Below are 19,371 nucleotides of genomic sequence, written 5' to 3' on the forward strand. Positions count from 1 at the left end.
TCATAAAATAATGAAAAACTTAGTTACCTGCATTAAGATCAGTAATTGTAACATTCTTAAATGTAACATCATAGTTCGCTGGATTCAGAACAGTTACAGTACCAGTAATTTTGTGGCCTTTTCCATCAATTGTTACTTCACGATCGATGTCAAAGTTACCTACCAAATCCTTACCAAGAAAAATAACTGATACACTATTATCTGCTAAAAATGTTTCAAATGCTGCATTAGTATTCGCAATGTTATAGCGATAGGTAACTTTTTGAAACTATCTCCAAGTTTTCCCCCGCTCCACACCGTGCGTGCGACTTTCACCGCACACGGCGTTCCATCAATAGTAAAAAAGATTCACTTAGGACTATAAAAGGAATTGTTCTACGCTCCACATAATGGTATATTATTCCTATGACGATATTACTAACGAGCATATATTAGTAAATTATGTATATTTTTCCAATTATAGTCCTAAGAGAGTCCCAGTAACCTTTTGCTTTAGGTTACTGGGACATTTTGTTTCCTCTTACTACTGACTAGGCCCCTTCGCTCCAGTACGTTTCCATACCTTCTTCACTACTATGAGCCCGCTGACTTCTTGTAAAGGTCTACAGGTCTAGCTCCCCTCACTTTACAAGATCTCACTTGTTCCATTTTGGCTATCCCTTTTTTTGCTAAACCTTAGGTTCCTACTATACATATCAAGATGAACTAACGTTAACAACCTTAATTCGTTAGAACCCTCCAGGCATCTCAGCCTGTGGGGTAATTAGCAGCTGAAGGGCTAATTACCAAACCTGACACGCCTCAGACGTAGATTCGTTTCCTAACCATAGTTAGCTTTTACGGAGACCCGCACCACTAAGGGTTACGTCTTCACCTGGCTTCACACCCTGTAAGAGTTAGCTTACAACGCATGCAGGAGGATTAGTCACGTGGATTAATGGTTGTTTCCACGGAAGGGGGTTACACCCTTCAATTCGCCAAAACAGTTAAAGAAGGGAGAAGGTTTTAATCCTTCTCCCTTCTTCACTCATTTCACACTATTAGTGTTTATAGAGCAACAAGTCACACTCCAGCAACAAATTCAACGTAAAGAGTTACATCTTTCACTGCTTTACCGTTTTTATCTTTCAAGCCTTTAACTGTGATGATGTAAGTTTTTGTAGTGTCCAGTTTAGCAGTCTTGAAGCTCAATACTTTTGCATCTGTCGCAACCTCAGATACCGTTACGTTACCAAGCGTATCTTCATTAGTAACAGTTACCGTTGCATCTTTGCTGTTAATTTCTTGATCAAATGCAATGTTGAAGTTTCTAACAGATGCATCAGCTGGAAGAGTTACAATACCATCTACAACTGCTTCATCGTTAACTGTATTAACTTTTGGTGCCGTGACTACTTCTTCCCCATCGCCAGGATTTGGTACATAGTCTGGTTGGCTTTGTTTCAGGAAGTCCGTAACTGCTTTAGTGGAGATGTGTTGCGTGCGGATCTCATCATCGCTAGAAACTACCAGTACATAGTCAAAGCGAGTTCCGTCAATATCGGCGCTATCGATCATTACGATGTAGTCGCCTTCATCTACTCCATCAATTCCTTCAAGACCGTCATACACATCAATGAACGCAGTGGATGCTTTTGTGTAATATTTTTGTGTCTTTCCGTCAGCATAGTTGAAGGAAATAGTGTTACCATCAACTTCGTCAACGCGAGCAACAACCAATTTGTCGATTCCTGCTTTTTCACGTTCGTCTTCAGGCATGAGCGTAGCTGATTTAGAAGCAGTGTTATCAATGTGGTTGTTATTTACAACCTCGACTACATCGTCAACAATAACTTCTCCATCAGAATTCAGTGTGAAAGAAATGACATCTCCACGTCTGATGTCTTGATCAACTTTCAAATCATCAGCGTCGCCATCCAATTTGTACTCTTTTTCAGTGACAGAATCACCATCTTTTGTAACTATAGTGATAGTGTCCTGTTTACTAGCAGTACCATATTGTTTGACCATACCAAACTGATGGTCGCCACCCAAACCACTGCCATCTACTACGAAGATCGCTTGAACTTCACCTTTGTCTTCATCCACTGAGTACCAAACCTTCAGATCGCTCTTCTTAGCAACATCCTTAAATTTAGCAGTACCAGCGTTTTTCAGTTCACCACGTTTAGTTCCAGTAGCTGGAGTAAGGTCACCAGTCATTTTGAAGACAGCAGTCTTATCGGTTACTTCATAATCACCAACGACGTCGTCATCTTCATCCGCAAGTTTATCCCAAGTGCTTTTCTCGGAGTATTTCAGCTTGCTATCAAGAACTTTGACTTTATCAACTTCGCCTTTGGAATCAAAATTAACTTCCAAAAGAACGGTTTGATTGGCATCAGTAGCTGAGTCCTCTTTAACTACCTTAGGTTGCAGAAGCTCAACTAAATCCTTTTCGAAAGCTTCACGCTTATCATTGGATTTATCGTAGTTAACCCCATATCTATCGTAGATGTCCTTTTGATCCAAAGATACGATTTGTGTTTTACCTTTTTGGGTCATAACAGTAAAGTCATAAGTATCTTTGCTGGAGTTATAGGTAGCACCCTTAGTGATGATTGCCAATGGTTTACGATCATCGATCGCGTCTTTTGTTTCGATGTGACGAACTCGACCGGATGGATCCAAGAGAAGTTTTACTTCTTCTCCATCAAGGTTGCTAATCAGATCCAAGTCGGAATTAACCTTCTTAACATCTTTATTTGCGTTTTCGGAGTAAGAAGCATCTGGATATACTTTGTAAGTTTTACCACCAACAGTCAGACGAATGTCTGTCTTGTTACGGCTTACCACTTTTTCTACTTTTCCTTCTGCAACGTTACGGTTAGCAAACACCAAGTACTTATCTTTATCACCATCAGCATAGTATACCGAGTAAACATCGGATTCTTTCAGATCACCCAGTTTAGCTGGTTGGCCATCAAGGAATACCAAGAAGTCTTTTCCTTCATCCTGATCTTCCAAGTCGCTAAATTTGGAGTTATCCAAGTTGGTGATTTTCTTCTTATCAGCATCGATTTTGCTAATAACTTTGGAACCGTATTTAACGCCTTTTACGCTTTTATCAATTGTTTGATCGTCAATGATGTGGAGGTATGCAACTTCATTGTTATCATTCAAAACAACTTTAACACCAAACGTGTCGTTGTCTTTGTAAATTTTGCTCAGAGCATCTACTGGATCGTTGAAACGAGTGAAGTTATAAGTGATTTTCGTATCTTCCGTCAAGCGATACGATTTCTCGCTACCATCCATTTCGATTTTTACATCATCCAAATCAGACTTGCTAAGATCTTTTACAATATCATCTGTGAAGGCTTTACCTTTCAGGTACAGAGCACTCACACGGTCCATAACGACATCTTCGTCTTCGGAACCTTCCATCCAAACGATGACATTTTCTCGGTCATCTTTGATCCACACTTGTACTTTTTGACCATCAAATGCGTTAGGATTGATGCCTTCAGCTACTTTATAAGTAGTGTTGCTACCCAGATCAGCATCTTTTCCATTCAAAGTAACTTCATTTGCTTTCAAACTACCCAGACCAATAGCAGGTACGTTTGTTACAAGTGGCAATTCATCAGAATTGTTACCCTTTTCGTGAGCCCAGTCCATATCACGTACGGTAACTTTCAAATATTTAGTCAAGAGAGTTTCGTCAGTTACGTTAAAACGGATGTCAGTACCGTATTCGATTTGCTCCATCAGCTTAACGCGAAGAGCGTTGTCCAGCATTTTGAAGATGTCGCCGCGAACTGCTGCATTGTTAGGGTTGTTGATACCTTTTGCAATGTTCAGTTCGGAACCTTTGGAGATCATGCTGTTCGGCCATACACCTCGAACGGATGGCTCATAACCCAAAGCACGAACGATCATGGTTACTGCTTCAGCATAAGTAACTTGGTTTTGTGGTTTAAAAGATTTGTCCGGGAAACCTTTTACGATTTCTTCACCGGAAGCTACGTTTACAAAACCAGCGAACCAGTCAGTGGATCTAACATCTGTGTAAGTAGTGTTGAATTGTGCCAGTTTCGCACCTTGCTCCAGACCGCGAGCGCGAACGATTAGAGTAGCGAACTCTGCACGAGTGATGGTTTTGTCTGCACCGAAATCGCCGTTGCCATAACCTGCTACCAGGCCAAGAGCTTCCAGACGTTTTACGGTTTTCTCCATTGCAGCATCCATTTTAGGAGCTGTAGTTGTGTCCTCTGCTGCGAAAGCCATTGGAGCAACTGTGAGTGCGAGCGCACTAGCCAATACACTGTTAACGACCTTTTTCATAACCTTGTGTTCTCCTCCTCTAGTATAAACAAATTGTTCTTGGGGAATATTTGTTGATCTATCTTTCTTTTTAAAGCCCGAATCCTGCAAGCGCGTGTCACCTCCTTTCGCAGGACAGCTTCGCTTTTTTGTGTTAAAAATCTCTAGTATATTCAGTATTGTGTAAAATGTAACAATCACTAGTGTAACACAAATGCTAGAATCCGTGAATCTTTTTTACACAATTCCCCGTTTTTCGTGTGACACCCTATTAAACGCCTCAGTCGAGCAAAAGTTGCGGCGCCTCAGAAAAAAAGTTTAAAGAAATTTTCATGGTCGTATTCACTTGTAATATGTAAGCAGTGACATCCGCCACAACTCGTATTATAGGGTACGCCGGACGGACTGTCACCATTGAACCTTTTTCCAGTTCCATTCAAAACCTTACAAATTCTTCTTAGCTTCCGAGGGCAGTTTCAAAGTTTACCACAGCCAGATTGTACTGCAGGATCGCTTTTTGGTACTGATTCTCACGGTTGGATAATTCCTCCTCGGCTTGAATCACTTCGAGGGTCGTTGCCAGACCGTTTTCAAAGCGCAAATTGGTCAAACGATAGCTCTCAGCCGCGGAATCTTTCGCGGTTTTTTGGTAATCGATCGCTTCTCTGGCAGCATTCAGGTTCAAATAAGCCTGAGAAACTTCTTTGGTGATCGATCGTTTTTGCTCTTCGATGGCCATTTTCGATTTTTCTACATTATTACGTGCGACACGACCCTGCATACTGGATAGAGCGGAGTACTCCTCAATCAGCTTCACATTCAGCTCCGCCAATTTCAGCTCTTCCTGCACCTTTGTCAATTCGATACGCTTTGCCAATGCTTGATCTTCCGCCTGTTGCATGGTCATCTTGATCGGAGCCGTCTGCTTGTTGGAGGAGACGACCTTCCAGCTTTTCGTCAGGTCCACGCCAAGGAAGTCGTTGAGATCCATGCGAGCCACTTCCACAGCGTTCTGCGCGCTGGTCAGACTTGCCTGGGCACCTGCCACTCCCATTTCAGCCTGAAGGACATCCGTTTTTGCCTTCGTTCCCACCTGGAACGCCGCTTTTGCTACCTTCAGCTGGGTTTGGGCACGCGTCAGACTCTGTTTTTTCAATTCCAGATCGTCTTGGGCAAAGATCAGGTTGTAGTACGCTTGCTGAGCCCCCAGCTTGATCTTGCCTTCCGTTGCAGTGACTTGCATGGCATTCAGCTTCGTTGTCATTTCCAATTGGGCATTGCCCACGTATTTTGCTTTCGCTGCGCTTAGAGACTCAATCATATCCGCAGGCATTTCTGCAGAGGTTTTATAGGAGAGCATTTGGTTCAGGTCTGCATTTTTCGCATCGAGACGTGCAGTCACCAAAGTCGCGTTGGTCTCCAGTGCTTGCTGAATTGCTTTTTCCAGTGTCAGCTGGTCTGCTGCTGTGCTGGAAGGAGCTGTTGTAGCAGGCGTCGTAGTTACTGGTGCTGTTGTTGCTGGTGTCGTATTTGTAGTTGTGTTCGTGTTCGTTGTCGTCGATGCCGTTGTTGTCTTGTCTGTATTCGAGTTTGCAGCAGGTGTTTGGGAGCCAGCAGTAGTTTGGTCCTTCGCATCCGTTGCAGTTGTTGTTGTTTCTGCTCCGGCAGCAGTAGTTGCTTTTGTCTGCTCCGTTGTCGCAGCAGCTGTCGTTTTGATTTGCTCGGTCGTCGATGTATTTGCAGATGCCGTCAAGGTTCCTGCGCCAATCGCCGTAGTCAAAACTGCCGCCAAACTAATGGTCATCCATTTTTTGTTTGAATATGGAAAATTCACTCGTTGCCACTCCTTTTTAAATTGTTTTGATGATAAAATCTTTCACCACTTGAAATATTGCTGTTTGTCCCAAAATCACTATATCACAGAGTAAAGTTTCGTACACGAAAAATTAGTATAATACCACTATTTTCATAAGGGATTAGGCACACTGTATCATGTATAGATCATCCCTTTCCTGTTTATTCCCTTTCATGCCCCCTAGATTAATACGATTATGTGTCAAAAAAATTTCAGGATTCGCTTAACAATGTGCGACATGCTATCCTTTTTCTTGAGGTGAATCGACTATGCTGCAACAATACAAGACCGTAGCCGGTTACGGAGAGGACTATATTGTGATTGAGCGTTCCCGTTTTATTGGGTATGCGCAACGGGTGACGACAGAAGAAGAGGCAACCGCTTTTATTGCTATGATCAATAAGAAGCATTGGGATGCGACGCACAACTGCTCAGCTTTTGTCATCGGTGAGAATGATCAGATCCAGCGTTCGAGTGATGATGGTGAGCCGAGCGGAACTGCGGGCAAGCCGATCCTCGAGTGCATCAAGAAAAACGGGGTAAAAGATACCGTCGTTGTCGTGACCCGATATTTCGGCGGAATCAAGCTCGGCGCTGGCGGGCTGGTGCGTGCTTATACGGCAGGGACAGTCACTGCTTTGAAAGCCGCCAAGATCGTCATACATACCCTTCATCAGAAGGTGACTGTCGATGTGGATTATCACTGGTGGGGGAAAGTCGAAAATGAGCTGCGGTTGACCGAGCAGCGCGTGGTGGGGACTGATTTTACAGATCGAGTCACTGCACATGTGCTCATTCCCGATGGTCAGCAGGATGACTTTGTCGCAGGTATGGTTGATCTGACGAACGGGCAGGCAAAGGTTGTTCTTGGGGACAAGGAGTATGTCGAGGTGCCGGTAGAGGCCGTTGGGGATGATGAGTAATTTCACTTGATGGGGAGCTTATCTTTGTCTACGATATTCTTATACGGTACAAGCCACTAATTGATCTGAACGGGGGCATTGTCGTGGGGAAAACGTTGGATGATCTGTTTGATAAGCTAATTGAGTTTCAAGAGCATGTGAATCATGGTTTCATACGAATTGAGGGCCGTTTGGACAGGAGCGAGTATCGGTTAGAACGGGTAGAGCAGCGGTTAGATCAAGTGGAGCAACGACTGGATGAGCATGAAATCCGGTTTGGGAACATTGAGCAACAGCAGGTTCTCCTCCATCGCGCAGAAGAAATGACCGCTGATCTGATTCAAATGGTGGGCCAGGTAAACAAGCATTTTGATGAAATCCAAGAAGATCTCCACAGTTGCATTCTCATGACAGGCTTACGACTAAAACCCTCACCTTCCTCGACACGAAGGTATGGGAAAACGAAAAACAAATATTCCTTCTGCGGGAGCGCATGGAGACCTACGAAAAAAGCTGAAGAGGGATGACCTCTTCAGCTTTTCTTCTATTATATATGTTTCCTGTTACGAATTATTGTTTTGGCAGTTTTTTCAGTTGAACCATGACACGAATCGTGATCACTGCCATCTCAGCACGAGTCAGGTTTGCTTTTGGTACAAATCGATATACAGGCTTTTTCGCATTCGGATCTTTTACTTCACCATTCATCAGTTTTGCTTTTGCTACTACCAGGACAGAAGGCGCGGCATAATAACCAACATCTTTTGCGTCTTCGAACATTTTGCCTAGCGCTATCTTAGATGCATCCAAAGTGCCTAGCTTCATGTTCAGTGCCCGCGCAATCATAATTGCGGCTTCTTCGCGTGTCAGTGGATGGTCAGGTCTAAAGTAGCCTGGTTCTTTCCCTCTAACGATACCAGCACGTGCCGCAGTCTCAATATACTTGTACTCATAATCCCAGCGATCTCTGCTTGGTCTTACGTCATTAAAAGTAGGACTTGATGGGGTTCTGCTATCTTCATACGGACCATCATTGATTGGTAATGCAAGTGCTTTAACCAGCATCGTAGCAAATTCTCCACGGGAGATGTCACGGTTAGCGCCAAAGGTATTGGAGCTATAATTTGTCATTATACCTTTCGAGTACAATGTTTCCATTGCATCACGGGCAAAATCATGCGTTACGACATCATCAAAAGATTCCCGGGTCTTCAGGACGATGTAATAGCCAAATCCCTTGAATGGCACAGAAATTACTTTTTTACCTGTATTCACTACCCCGCCAATATTTTGCCACTTGTCACCATTGTGATAAAAGACAGTCAGAATGTTATTAGCAGCGTTTACGATGGCTACATCGTATTTAATGGAGAGTGAGCCCGTTTTACTAGGTACCAGGTTATCTTCATAACGAGATTTGAATTCTTCAATTTCATCCCCGTCGTCCTCGTATGGATCACGTCCACCCGGAACATTTTGGTCTCCTGCATCAATGTAGTACATTGGGCTTGCATAGTTGAAATTTTCCTCAAGTCGAAGCTTGGATTTCATGTTATCGTCTGGAATGGTTACTTGTCCGGTTGTACGATCAGCAATCCCAAAATAAAGAGGTACATCTACAAAGATATCTCCAAGCGGATTTTTCACTTCTTCTCCTTCTAATTTGTTTTCAGGAGTAAGAAGGACTGTTCCGGCAGGAAACTTTAGTTCAAGTGCTTTTTCAAAAACACTAAACGATACTTTTTTACCTAGGATATCACGGTACTCTGCTCCGTTTACCGATGAGTTCGCATTAAAAATTTGAACTTCATCATTGTACGTGTTAGAACCTACCTGAACCTGGTATTTAATTTTGTTCAGACCTTTTTTCAGTTGCACCGTAGCCTTGAATACGTAATAGGTCTGTGGGACTTCTCTCCCCTTATCATCATCGTATTCAAAGTCTGGGTTCGTTGTATTAGTCACAACCGCTTCTGTTTTCCCAAACAAGACTTTCGTGGCATTCTCTGCATAGATCTTGATTGGCACGCTATTGGAGTTCACGATGATATACTGATCCGATTCCTTTGCTTTTACAGGAGAGATGACTTCCCAGCTGCTTGTTGTCTGATCAATTCGAACGTCGTAACGTACGACTGCCCCTTTTGAATCCTCAGCCACGATTGTGTAATTGGTGCTTCCATTCTTCTTCAGTGTCAGAGGGAATAAGGCCAATACATTTTCTTGTTCAGTTGCTTTCGAGATATTGTCTTGAATGGCCTCAATCAAATCGCCATAATCCTTGCTTTTCATCTGCGCTTGGAAAGTCGTTCTGTTTTGAGGCTCGAAATTCAGATCTTCAAAATCACCCTTTAGTGAGCTTCCGGGTATTTCACCAAGTGTATTGTTGTATTCCTGGTTTGTCTCCTTCAGCTTCCAATCACCATTCTCATAACGATAATCTACGATCCGTTTTCCGTTTTTCTCGATATACATGTGCTCGGCTCCATTGCCTACTTTGAAACGAAAGCCGCTCAAAAACTTCGAGCTGGTTTTATAAGACGTCTCAGATGCAGCTTTTGTCAACTCCGTCGTTTTACCGTTTTCGTTGATTTCCAGCTTTATGTCTTCAATTGTAGGTGCCTTTGAAGAAATATACAAAATGGTGTAGCTATAGCTAACAGAAGGACTGGACGTCAATTCGATTTCAAGATGATGCTCACCCTGGCCCTTTTGGGTAATCAAGTCAACGATCTTGGTTTTATTAATAGTAAACGTGCCCTGCTTGTTAGTGGCTGTGGATGAGGTTACATCCAAACCTTTACCATCCTCGATCGTTTCACCGTTCAATTTAACAACGATGTTACCTGCATTCAGATCATAATTGTAGACTTTCCCTCTTAGTGCATACAAATCGTCTGTGCTGATTGCTTGATAACCACTTTCAAATGTCTTCTGCTGTCCGGTACCATCAAAATATGTCAGCTGAATATAAGGTGAAATTTGCACATTCATCGAATATTGCACATGTAAGGTAACAGTGTCTTTTGTATAGGTTACATCCAAGATACCGGTACCTGCTGGCAGGTTAGACAATGGAACTTCAAAACCAGTTGCGCTCAGATTTTTCGGAGTTATTGGCGCCCCATTATACATTACTTTGTAATCACCAGCTACTCCACTCATGTTTGCCGTAGTGAAATTTACTGTGACAGAGGATTGATTCAGCACATTGACAGATGTCCCCGACAGCTGCGTTCCTCCGTAAGCAGCCGAAATGAATCTTGGCTTTTGGCTGTCTGCAAACGCAAACTTGTACGAATATCCGTTTACAGTATTGAAATCTTCGGTTGGGAGTGCAGTAGGATCACTAGGATCTAAGATGGAAAAAACATATTCCAACGAGACATTGACAATATCTCCATCTTTGAAAATCCCTGTTTTTACATCGGCGTCATTAGAGATATCCGCTACAAAGGTATGCTCCGTATATCCGCTGCCTTTGCTAGTCGAACTCAGGGGAGTAATATTATCGACACTATAGGTTACACCCGGCTTCGTGATTTTCAGTCGCAGATGTTCAAATTTCTGCAGGGCTGAGTCCTCGAATTTTAGAAGCGCCTTACCTTGTATAGTAAAAGTTTCCTGGTTTCCATTTGTATCAACAAGACCACTAACCGACACAGTCTGATTCAAAACCAAGTTAACTGGAGTAGTGCTTTTGCTACTGATGCTTACGTTATAAAATTGATTGGCGGTTTGATTATCTCTCGAAGCTACGTGAATCGTGCGATAAATTATGCCGACCTTCTTGTTATTGCTGTACGCGGTAAACTCCAGTTTATTTTCTCCCAATATAGAAGGGATATTTGCAGCAAATGTCCCGGACGTTACCGTTGCTTGTACCTCGTCACCCGTCGTTGCATTTTTTACGAAAACTCTCTCCGCATTTTTTACAACCCCGTCGACATTAAGAGTCAATCGATTCGCCGAAGAAACCGTAATCAGTGTGGTAGAACTGGTCAATACCGTATCATTAACCTTGATACTGTCGATGACAGGAGTGTTATTGTACTCCACATAAAAACTGAGATGCTCTTTCGTTACACTACCACTACGTTCGTAGAATGTAATCACATTCAGCCCAGGGTTCAAGCTCACATCCGTGAATGTAAACGTATTACCAGTAATCACAGGCGTAGTCGAAGTTAGATCTTGAACATTCTGTCCGTTGTTCGTTGTAATTTTCAAGCGCAAATTGGCGCCTGTAACACCAGAGCCAAATACCCCGCGCAGTGTAATTTTGTCAACCGATGAGAGCAGTGCATTATTTATACTTGTCCCGATCCCACTATAGTCAGTCAGGATAATTGGGGCGTCCTTTTGTTGATAGTCGTAATACAGGTATTGCTCATAGCCTGTATTGACTGCAATCACTTTGATTACATTTAAGCCCGGTTTCAAATCAATCGTGCTAATTTTTATTGTTTCGCCATTATACCCTGCTTTCGGATTGGTCGCAGAGGAGAATGTTTGAACAGGCACTCCGTTTAACTGAACCTCCATTTGGGGTGTCTTATCATTGGTGTCTGTATATGCAAATGACAAATCAGTCACTTTGTTGTTAGTTACCAGAATCGGATTATCCGCCGTTCCGGTTCCATTCGCATTCGTCGGGGCAGTGAAGCTAAGCGTAGCTCCTGATTTCTGCTTATCTAGTTTATAAAACATGGTTGCCTTTTCGGAACCAAATGTAACTTCCACCTTTGTTACTTTTCCATCACGATCGATTGTGATAGTAGGTATTGTTAATTCTTTACCTGTAAAAGTCAAAGCTGGTGAATACGATACCGGCATCTCATCTACTTTAATGGAGACCGCGTTATTGTTAGCTATATCATTGGTCAGCTTGATCCCATTCAAAACTCTGTTTGAAACCAAAACAGGAAGCGCTTCAGTACCGAACTTAATCTTATCGGCTTGATCACGCAAAGCATAACCTGGGTTATCGATCGCGCTCCAATTTCCGATTTTATCGACATCGGCCGCTGCTGACACGATGCCAACCGGTAAGAGAGCGGTCAACAACATAATCAGAGTTAAGTACGACGCAATTGTAGTTCGTAATTTCCTCGCTGTATAATGCACGTATTTCACCTCTCCTTTTAAATGTTAGTTTTCTTTAAAACCCTCCCTTTCTGTATCGGAAAAATCAATGGCGATGTTTAGGAAAAACTATAAGAAAAACCCTCTTGCTAACAAGCAAGAGGGTTTGTTTTGATCTTCTTAATTCGTCCTTCTCTCCTGCTCCGCCTGCTTCACTCTCATCCGTCGATAGGCATTGATCAACGGGCGGTGGCGGCGGCTTACCAGGCCGACGATTTCTGTGGCCAGGTGAGTCACGATCAGCAGAAGCACCATCACGATGATGGTTGTCCACTTGGTGGTCTTGGTGAGTACGATCGCCATCGTTCCGAAGAAGATGCTGATCGAGTAAATGGTCAATACCGTTCTGCGATGGGACAGGCCCATGTTGAGCAGACAGTGGTGCAGGTGCCCTTTGTCAGGACTGGAGATTGGCTTTTTGTTCACGATTCGGCGCACGATGGCAAAGAACGTGTCCCAAAGCGGAACCCCGAGCACGACGATCGGAATGATAAAGGAAACGAAAAGTGCCTCTTTAAAGCCCATGATCGACAAGGCAGCCAGGTTGAAGCCTAAAAACAGTGAACCGGTGTCGCCCATGAACAGGCGGGCCGGATGAAAGTTGAAGTACAGAAAACCGAGAATCGCTCCGAGGAGCACAAAGCAGTAGATCGCGACATTGTGATCACCCATGATCAGGGCCATGATCGCCATCGTCGCAGTCGCAATGGCCGAGACACCAGCCGACAATCCGTCCAAGCCGTCAATCAGATTGACTGCATTGGTGACCCCCACGATCCAGAACATGGTGATCGGAATGGCAAGCCAGAAGAGCCATCCACTGCTGAAGTCGATGCTGCCCGTGTAGGGAAGATTGACGACCCCAATTTTCAAACCAAACGGAATGACGACAATCGCCGTTGCGACCAGTTGGCCGAGAAGCTTCCATTTGGGCGAGAGCTGGAGCTTGTCATCCAGCATCCCCACTATCATGACAATCGTACTACCGATGAAAATCCCCAGCATTTCCCCCATGCTCGAGTACGGGACAAACAAAAAGAATGCGACCAAATATCCTAGGTAAATAGCGAGGCCACCCATCCGCGGCATGATACGTGTATGTACCTTGCGCTGGTTGGGCGCATCCACTGCTCCTACCTTGACTGCGAGCTTCATGACATAGGGTGTTGCGATAAATGATACGATCAGCGAAGTCAGCAATCCGAAGATTAATGTAGACATCGACTGTTCTCCTCTCTACGGGTGCATCTAGCGGCTACTCCATTTTTCTTTCAAGACTGTCAGGACAAACCGCGGAATAGCGAGCTGGCGCTTCCAGCGGGAAGGCTGGGAAACCAAGCGATAAAACCATTCCAGATGCAGTTTTTGCCATACAGCAGGGGCACGCTTTACTTTCCCGGAAATGACGTCAAAGCTGCCGCCCACTCCCATCATCAGGGAAGCATTCAACTGATCGCGATACTTGACCATCCATTCATCCTGTCTCGGCGCCCCCAGCGCCACAAACAAAAGATGAGGCTTTTTCTCCGCGATTTCTTGCACGATTTGTTCTTCTTCGTCTTGTCGGAAGTATCCGTCCCGATACCCGACCAAGCACGCGTTCGGATAGCGCTCAGCCAGCTTTTCCACCGCCAAGCTGATCACTTCCGGATGCGCTCCCAGCAAATATACTTTCCAATGGCGCCGATCCGCTTCGGCCATCAAGGCTTCCAGCAGCTCGACCCCCGTAATGCGCTCATAAATTGGCTGATTCGTCCATTTGGCGGCGTACACAATACCGATCCCATCTGGAACGACATAGGCTTGTTCTACAAAGGAACGAAAGCCCCGATGCTCTCTCGCCAGCATGACGATCTCCGGATTGGCAGTTACCACGTGCGTCTGCGTCCCGCTCTCAATCCTCTCGACCATATAGTCGACGCTATCACGAAAGCCTCGTGTAGTAAACGGTACACCTAATATGCTTGCGACCTGTTTGGTCAATGGTTTCACCTTCAATGTATAAGTTGCCCACTAGCCATTTTACCTGAAAAGAAAGGCACATTCAAGATGCTCATGAATGTGCCCCTGCTCCTGCCGTGAGTGCAAACATCAGTCCGCCCTCCGCTACCACTTTGCCATTTACCAATGCTTTCCCTTGTCCTTTGCCCACTGTACCGCGCACGCGAGTCAGCTCAACATCGAGCGTTAGCGTATCGCCGGGCTTTACCTGATCTTTGAAGCGGAACTCATCGATCCCGGCAAACAGGCCGATTTTTCCTTGATGTTCCTCCATGCTCAGCATTGCAACAGCGCCAACCTGTGCCAACGCTTCCACAATCAGGACGCCTGGCATGACTGGATAACCCGGAAAATGACCTTGGAAAAACGGCTCATTGATCGTGACGTTTTTCACGCCTACCGCTCTCTTGCCTTGTTCCAGCTCCACAATCTTGTCCACCAGCAAAAAAGGATACCGGTGAGGGATGATTTCCTGAATCTGTACGATATCTAAAGGCGCTTTAATTTCCATGAAACACCGCTCCATTTCCATTCTTAACTAGACTTGTCCATGCATGAATCCCTTACTGCTTTGTGAGAATAAGACAACACCCATCTCCGCTTGGCGGGGAACGGGGTTAAGTTAAAGGAGCGCTTCCTTCGGGGAAGTGCTCTTTTTCCCAGGCCCCTAGGCTACATACGGTTCAGCAATCGGAACTTTCCGAGGTAGATCGCGCTCGTCAGAAAGGAGAACGCAATCACCGTCCACAAAATTTCTTCACTGTATTCATACCTGTACATCGCCAAAGGAATGACCAAGTAAAACAGGACGGTTGTCAGCTTGCCATACGCATTGGCCGGAACCGTTTTTTTTCCGCGCAGGTGGTAGACTGCACCTGTAACGATCATCGCTACGTCCCTCGCAAAGAAAAACAGGGCTGCCCACAAGCTGATTCGCTCCGTCAGAAATAAGGAAGCGATCACAGCCATCATCATTAATTTATCTGCAAGCGGATCCATCATGATCCCAAAGGTGGTCACCAGCTTATACTTTCTCGCAATGTACCCATCTACGATGTCCGTTAGTCCCGCCAAAATCAGGATGCCCAATGCGATCTCCACATGATACGGTTCTTCGGAAAAAAAGATGTACAGGTACAAAGGGATGAGGACGATGCGAAAGACCGTAAGCAAATTAGGAAGATTCACGGATATCCCTCCGTAGTCAGATCGTCACTTCCTTTTTCAACCACTCGATCTATTATACTCTGTGGACAATCACCCCAACAAGTCCCCGTAAAAAACAGAGGCAAATTCATCCAAAATTAAAGAACCGCATAGAACTCAGTTCTACACGGCTCCTATTCGCTTCCATCCCACACTCTTGCCTGCTGCCCTTTTTTCTCAGTCGCTTCCGGCAACCTTGATGAGGGTGTTGTAGATCATTTTTGTGCCTTCCTCAAGAGACTTTACCGATATTCTCTCGTCATTCCCGTGCATGCGCTCGAGAGTATCGTTGTCGAGCGGATACGGGTAAATGCCATAAACCGGTACTCCCCTGTCCCTCCAAGCTGCTCCATCGGTACCCGCCTCGAACAATGCCGGCACCACCTCTGCTTCTGGCCACACCGACTTGCTGCTTTCTTCAAGTGCCTTGTAGAGCGCCGTATCTGTTGAAGACGCCAACGCTGCGGTTCGTTGCTCGTAGTATTTCCGAGCCTCTTCTTCGGTCATTTCGCTCGCCAGGCTCACCTTGACCCCAGGGTCTGCAATCACGCGCTGGAGCTGTTCCATTACCTCAAAAGGCGTAGAACCAGGCACAAGCCGCACATTGACAATGGCCTCGGCAGAACCCGGAATGACATTTTCCTTGACCCCTGCCTGAACGATGGTCGGGGCAACGGTATTACGCATCAAGGCATGCCAAAGGAGTGGGTAGCTGCCCAGTTCCACTACCTTCTTTCCTGCCTCGCGAGCTTTTGCTGGATCCTTGCTTTCGGCCAAATTTTTCAAATGACTCGCAAGCGGCTCTTTGGCAGTCCGCGAGAGGGCGAGAAAATACTCTCTGGTTTGATCGTTAAGCGTCGGGTCGGTGTCCCAGTTGGTGATCTTCGCCAGTGCAAGCGACAGACTCTTTATGGCACTATCCGGCATCGGACGGGAAGAATGGGTCGGTTTTCCGTACGCAGTAAGTTTGAAGGAAACATAGATTTTATCGCGTGTGGTGATGTTGACCTGCGTTGTCTTTCCATCAGCGTCTTGGAAGATCCATCCGCCTTCGTTAAGCGCAAATTCGGCATTGATCTTTTCCCAATGGTTTTTCGCCAGCCAATCTGTCCCATATTCTCCTGCTTCCTCGTCGTCTTCCGCGAGAAAAATCACATCCCGATTCAGCGGAACATTATTTTCCTTCACCATCATGACAGCTTGGGCAAAAACCGACAGCCCACCTTTGAAGTCCATTGCTCCCCGTCCCATGACATATCCGTCTTTGATCACGCCTCCGAACGGATCGACTGTCCAGTTTTTTCTCTCGACAGGCACGACGTCGGAGTGAGCGGCAAGCAAAACAGGCTTCTTACTTCCATTTCCCTTTAACCTGGCGATGAAGTGTGCTTGGCCGGAAGGAGTTTTGATTACCTCCGTCTCCACACCCAGTTGATCGAATTTACTCTTCAAAAATTCTGCCAGTGCCAACGTTTGTCCCCCAGGATTGGTGGAATCGAAGCGAAGCAGCTCTTGAAGTAATTTGGCCGTCTCACTACTGACGGTCTCTGATTGTACGATGGAATCTGCAGCCGCAGACGAAAGAGGGGTAAGGCTTGTCAAGAGGGACAGTGTAAGCAAGGCTGTACCTATAAACTTGCGCTTCATTATGTAGATCCTCCTCTCTTATTGTGAAACCGTTTTCACGCTTTTTATTATATTATTTATTCGTAATTATTAATTAATTACGGTCCCACATGCAGATTTCCGTGCGTAACAAGTTGATAACCGTGCAGATCCTGCAATTTTTAAAATAAAAAAACTGTGCAGCCATCGCTCCTGCACAGTTTGTTGCATCTTGATTTCAACCTTTTACATGGCTGTCTTACGTCCCCGCAAACAGCAAATCCCACATATGCTTGTATGTACCCAGATCAAACACTTCCGATATTGGCTTATGCCCGACCACACCATAGCCGATCATCAGCCCAATGACCAGCGAGAAGAACAACAGAAGGGGGACCATCAAGATTTTGATCATGATGATGGGCCAATTCTTGCCTCTTCGTGAGTGCTCTTTTGTCTTGACCTCTTGGGTATCACGCGGGAATGGTTGTCCCTTTCCTCGATCCATGCTCCTCTCTCCCGTCATCTAAGATTGTGTTATCTGCTTCTCAGCGAATTCGCGATGCCCATCATCTGATCGCTGATGCCAATGGCTCGCGAGTTTAATTGATAAGCCCGCTGTACGTTCACCAGCTGAGACATCTCCTCCATCATGTTGACGTTGGAGGTTTCGAGAGCACCCTGGCGAAGAGTGGCCATTCCGTCTTCCAAAGCATTGGTGTACTTCGTTGCTGGATTGTCCCCGGATGCCAGCTGTGCATCGTAGAGGTTTTGCCCGATTTGCTGCAGCTGGTCAGGGTTGTCCACTTTCCAGACGCCAATGTTTCCGTAGGAGTTGCCGTCTGCCATCAGTTCCCCGTTTTGGGAAATCTGGATGTTGCGGACCGGCTCCGGCAATACGAACGGAACGCCATTGTTATCCGTCAAAATGTAGCCGGATGCTGTGTGCAGAACATATCCGCCCTCATCATTGTTGTACTGCACCTTGAAATTGCCATCCCGTGTCAAGCGATTTTCTTCTTGAATGATCGCTCCACCCACATCTTTTACTTTTCTAGTAACGAGGAAGTATCCTTCTCCCTCAATCATCACGTCCGTAGGCACATCAGTCTGTTTCATGCTGCCTTGCCCCATATCGAGCTTGGTCAGACCGAGACGGGCACCGCTGCCGATTCGCAAACCAGCTGGAGTATTGCGGTTTACATTGTCTGACGCGGGCTGTTCATTCATCGAATCGGAAAGCAGCTCAGAAAACGATGCCACGCGACGCTTGTAACCGACTGTATCGAGATTCGCCAAGTTATTGGATGTCGTGTCCAATGCTTGCTGAATGCCGCGCATGGCAGCTGTGGAAATATTAAGCGACTGCATCTATGCTACCTCCCCTTACCCGTTTACCCGGCCGATTTCGTTTGCCGCTTTCTCCAGAGTGCCATCGATGGTCGTGATGACACGCTGGTTGGCTTCATAGGCGCGCAATGCGCTCATCATGCTTGTCATGGTCTGCATGGGATCGACGTTTGCCCGCTCGATCCAGCCCTGCTGGGTGCCGTATCGACCCGCGATCGTTGGCGTCGTATACTGTCCTGCAGTCAATGCTGCCTGATCGTTGGCTTCGGCAACATCGAGTGCTTCGACGGCACCGTCCCCCTCGTAGCGGAAGATGTTGGTGCCTTCCCGGACAAGCTTCATTGGATCGGTCACCACAGCCAAGCCCAGCCTCTGGTGGTTAGGTAGATCCTCCAACTCTTTCGTGGCAGGGTCTTCATACTGCAGCTCTCCCAGTTGGCTAATCTTCAGCCCTTGGCCTGCACTTACACCTGCTGGATCATTCACAAGAATGGCTTGATTCTGATTATCCAACACATAATAACCGTCCGCAGTCACCAGATAACCGTCCGAATTGACGCTCCAGTTGCCGTTTCGCGTATAGCGAATATCCTCCGGCTGCGCTGGCTGCGTCAAATCCTCGATTTTCGCCACACTGTAGAACAGGCGGCGTTCGTTGCCGTCCTGGTCAGGCTGCAGGTTGTCCAGCAATGCGACATCGTAAGGATTGCGAGTCTCTGCGATATCGCCTTGCGTAAACATGGGCAAAGCCTCCGACATGTAGACGCCGGAGTTCAGCCGTCCGATCACTGCAGCCTGTCCACTCATGTTGGGATAGCCCTGAATATCAGGCCCCTCCTGATCGCGAATGCGGGAAATCAATTGTTCCGGAAACGCACGCATCACACCCACGTCCTGCTTGAAGCCCGGAGTGTTGATGTTTGCCAGATTGTTCGCCAGCGATTCTTGCCTGTTCTGCAAGGCCAGCATGCCTGACGCAGACGTATACAAGCCTCTGATCAC

Annotated in this window: 13 protein-coding genes; 1 reads left to right on the top strand and 12 read right to left on the bottom strand. The window is 45.9% G+C overall.

All coding sequences use genetic code 11. From position 1 onward, the window contains the following. Window positions 1–1,062: 1,062 nt before the first annotated feature. Together JNE38_RS28560 and JNE38_RS28565 are read right to left on the bottom strand one after the other, a co-directional pair. Window positions 1,063–4,326, bottom strand: coding sequence for an S-layer homology domain-containing protein (locus JNE38_RS28560; RefSeq protein ID WP_203357785.1), 3,264 nt, complete (start codon window positions 4,324–4,326; stop codon window positions 1,063–1,065). Window positions 4,327–4,762: 436 nt separating this feature from the next. Next, a complete protein-coding gene (locus tag JNE38_RS28565) occupies window positions 4,763–6,139 on the bottom strand; it encodes a TolC family protein (protein WP_238933498.1) in 1,377 nt (458 codons plus the stop codon). Window positions 6,140–6,429: 290 nt separating this feature from the next. On the opposite strand from JNE38_RS28565, the gene JNE38_RS28570 reads away from it, so the two are divergent. Further along, window positions 6,430–7,083 (top strand): YigZ family protein, encoded by a 654-nt coding sequence (locus JNE38_RS28570; protein WP_203354402.1) that lies wholly within the window; start codon window positions 6,430–6,432, stop codon window positions 7,081–7,083. A 212-nt stretch (window positions 7,084–7,295) separates the two neighbouring features. Here the strand turns inward: JNE38_RS28570 and JNE38_RS28575 are convergent, their stop codons facing one another. The 10 genes from JNE38_RS28575 to JNE38_RS28620 all read right to left on the bottom strand — a co-directional run bounded on the left by JNE38_RS28575 (window position 7,296) and on the right by JNE38_RS28620 (window position 19,371). Then, window positions 7,296–7,445 carry a hypothetical protein gene (locus JNE38_RS28575; protein WP_203354403.1) on the bottom strand — a complete coding sequence of 50 codons (150 nt, stop codon included), beginning with the start codon at window positions 7,443–7,445 and terminating at the stop codon, window positions 7,296–7,298. 187 nt (window positions 7,446–7,632) lie between these two features. After that, window positions 7,633–12,189 (bottom strand): S-layer homology domain-containing protein, encoded by a 4,557-nt coding sequence (locus JNE38_RS28580; RefSeq protein WP_238933499.1) that lies wholly within the window; start codon window positions 12,187–12,189, stop codon window positions 7,633–7,635. A gap of 138 nt (window positions 12,190–12,327) precedes the next feature. Then, window positions 12,328–13,428, bottom strand: coding sequence for a glycosyltransferase family 4 protein (locus tag JNE38_RS28585; RefSeq protein ID WP_203354404.1), 1,101 nt, complete (start codon window positions 13,426–13,428; stop codon window positions 12,328–12,330). Window positions 13,429–13,455: 27 nt separating this feature from the next. Continuing rightward, window positions 13,456–14,190, bottom strand: a complete 735-nt coding sequence (locus JNE38_RS28590; protein WP_203354405.1) for a WecB/TagA/CpsF family glycosyltransferase — start codon at window positions 14,188–14,190, stop codon at window positions 13,456–13,458. 70 nt (window positions 14,191–14,260) lie between these two features. Next, window positions 14,261–14,719 (bottom strand): 3-hydroxyacyl-ACP dehydratase FabZ, encoded by a 459-nt coding sequence (gene fabZ, locus JNE38_RS28595; RefSeq protein ID WP_203354406.1) that lies wholly within the window; start codon window positions 14,717–14,719, stop codon window positions 14,261–14,263. A gap of 161 nt (window positions 14,720–14,880) precedes the next feature. Beyond that, window positions 14,881–15,402: a CDP-alcohol phosphatidyltransferase family protein gene (locus tag JNE38_RS28600; protein WP_238933765.1), complete on the bottom strand. Its 522-nt coding sequence runs from the start codon at window positions 15,400–15,402 to the stop codon at window positions 14,881–14,883. 189 nt (window positions 15,403–15,591) lie between these two features. Beyond that, the gene (locus JNE38_RS28605; protein ID WP_203354408.1) at window positions 15,592–17,061 is read right to left on the bottom strand and encodes a M20/M25/M40 family metallo-hydrolase; all 1,470 of its coding nucleotides are present in this window, start codon (window positions 17,059–17,061) and stop codon (window positions 15,592–15,594) included. A gap of 217 nt (window positions 17,062–17,278) precedes the next feature. Continuing rightward, window positions 17,279–17,527: a DNA-directed RNA polymerase subunit beta gene (locus tag JNE38_RS28610; RefSeq protein WP_203354409.1), complete on the bottom strand. Its 249-nt coding sequence runs from the start codon at window positions 17,525–17,527 to the stop codon at window positions 17,279–17,281. A gap of 29 nt (window positions 17,528–17,556) precedes the next feature. Further along, window positions 17,557–18,390, bottom strand: a complete 834-nt coding sequence (locus tag JNE38_RS28615; protein WP_203354410.1) for a flagellar hook-basal body protein — start codon at window positions 18,388–18,390, stop codon at window positions 17,557–17,559. Window positions 18,391–18,405: 15 nt separating this feature from the next. Further along, window positions 18,406–19,371, bottom strand: coding sequence for a flagellar hook-basal body protein (locus tag JNE38_RS28620; protein WP_203354411.1), 966 nt, complete (start codon window positions 19,369–19,371; stop codon window positions 18,406–18,408).

Source organism: Brevibacillus choshinensis (assembly GCF_016811915.1).
Taxonomy (GTDB): Bacteria; Bacillota; Bacilli; order Brevibacillales; family Brevibacillaceae; genus Brevibacillus; species Brevibacillus choshinensis_A.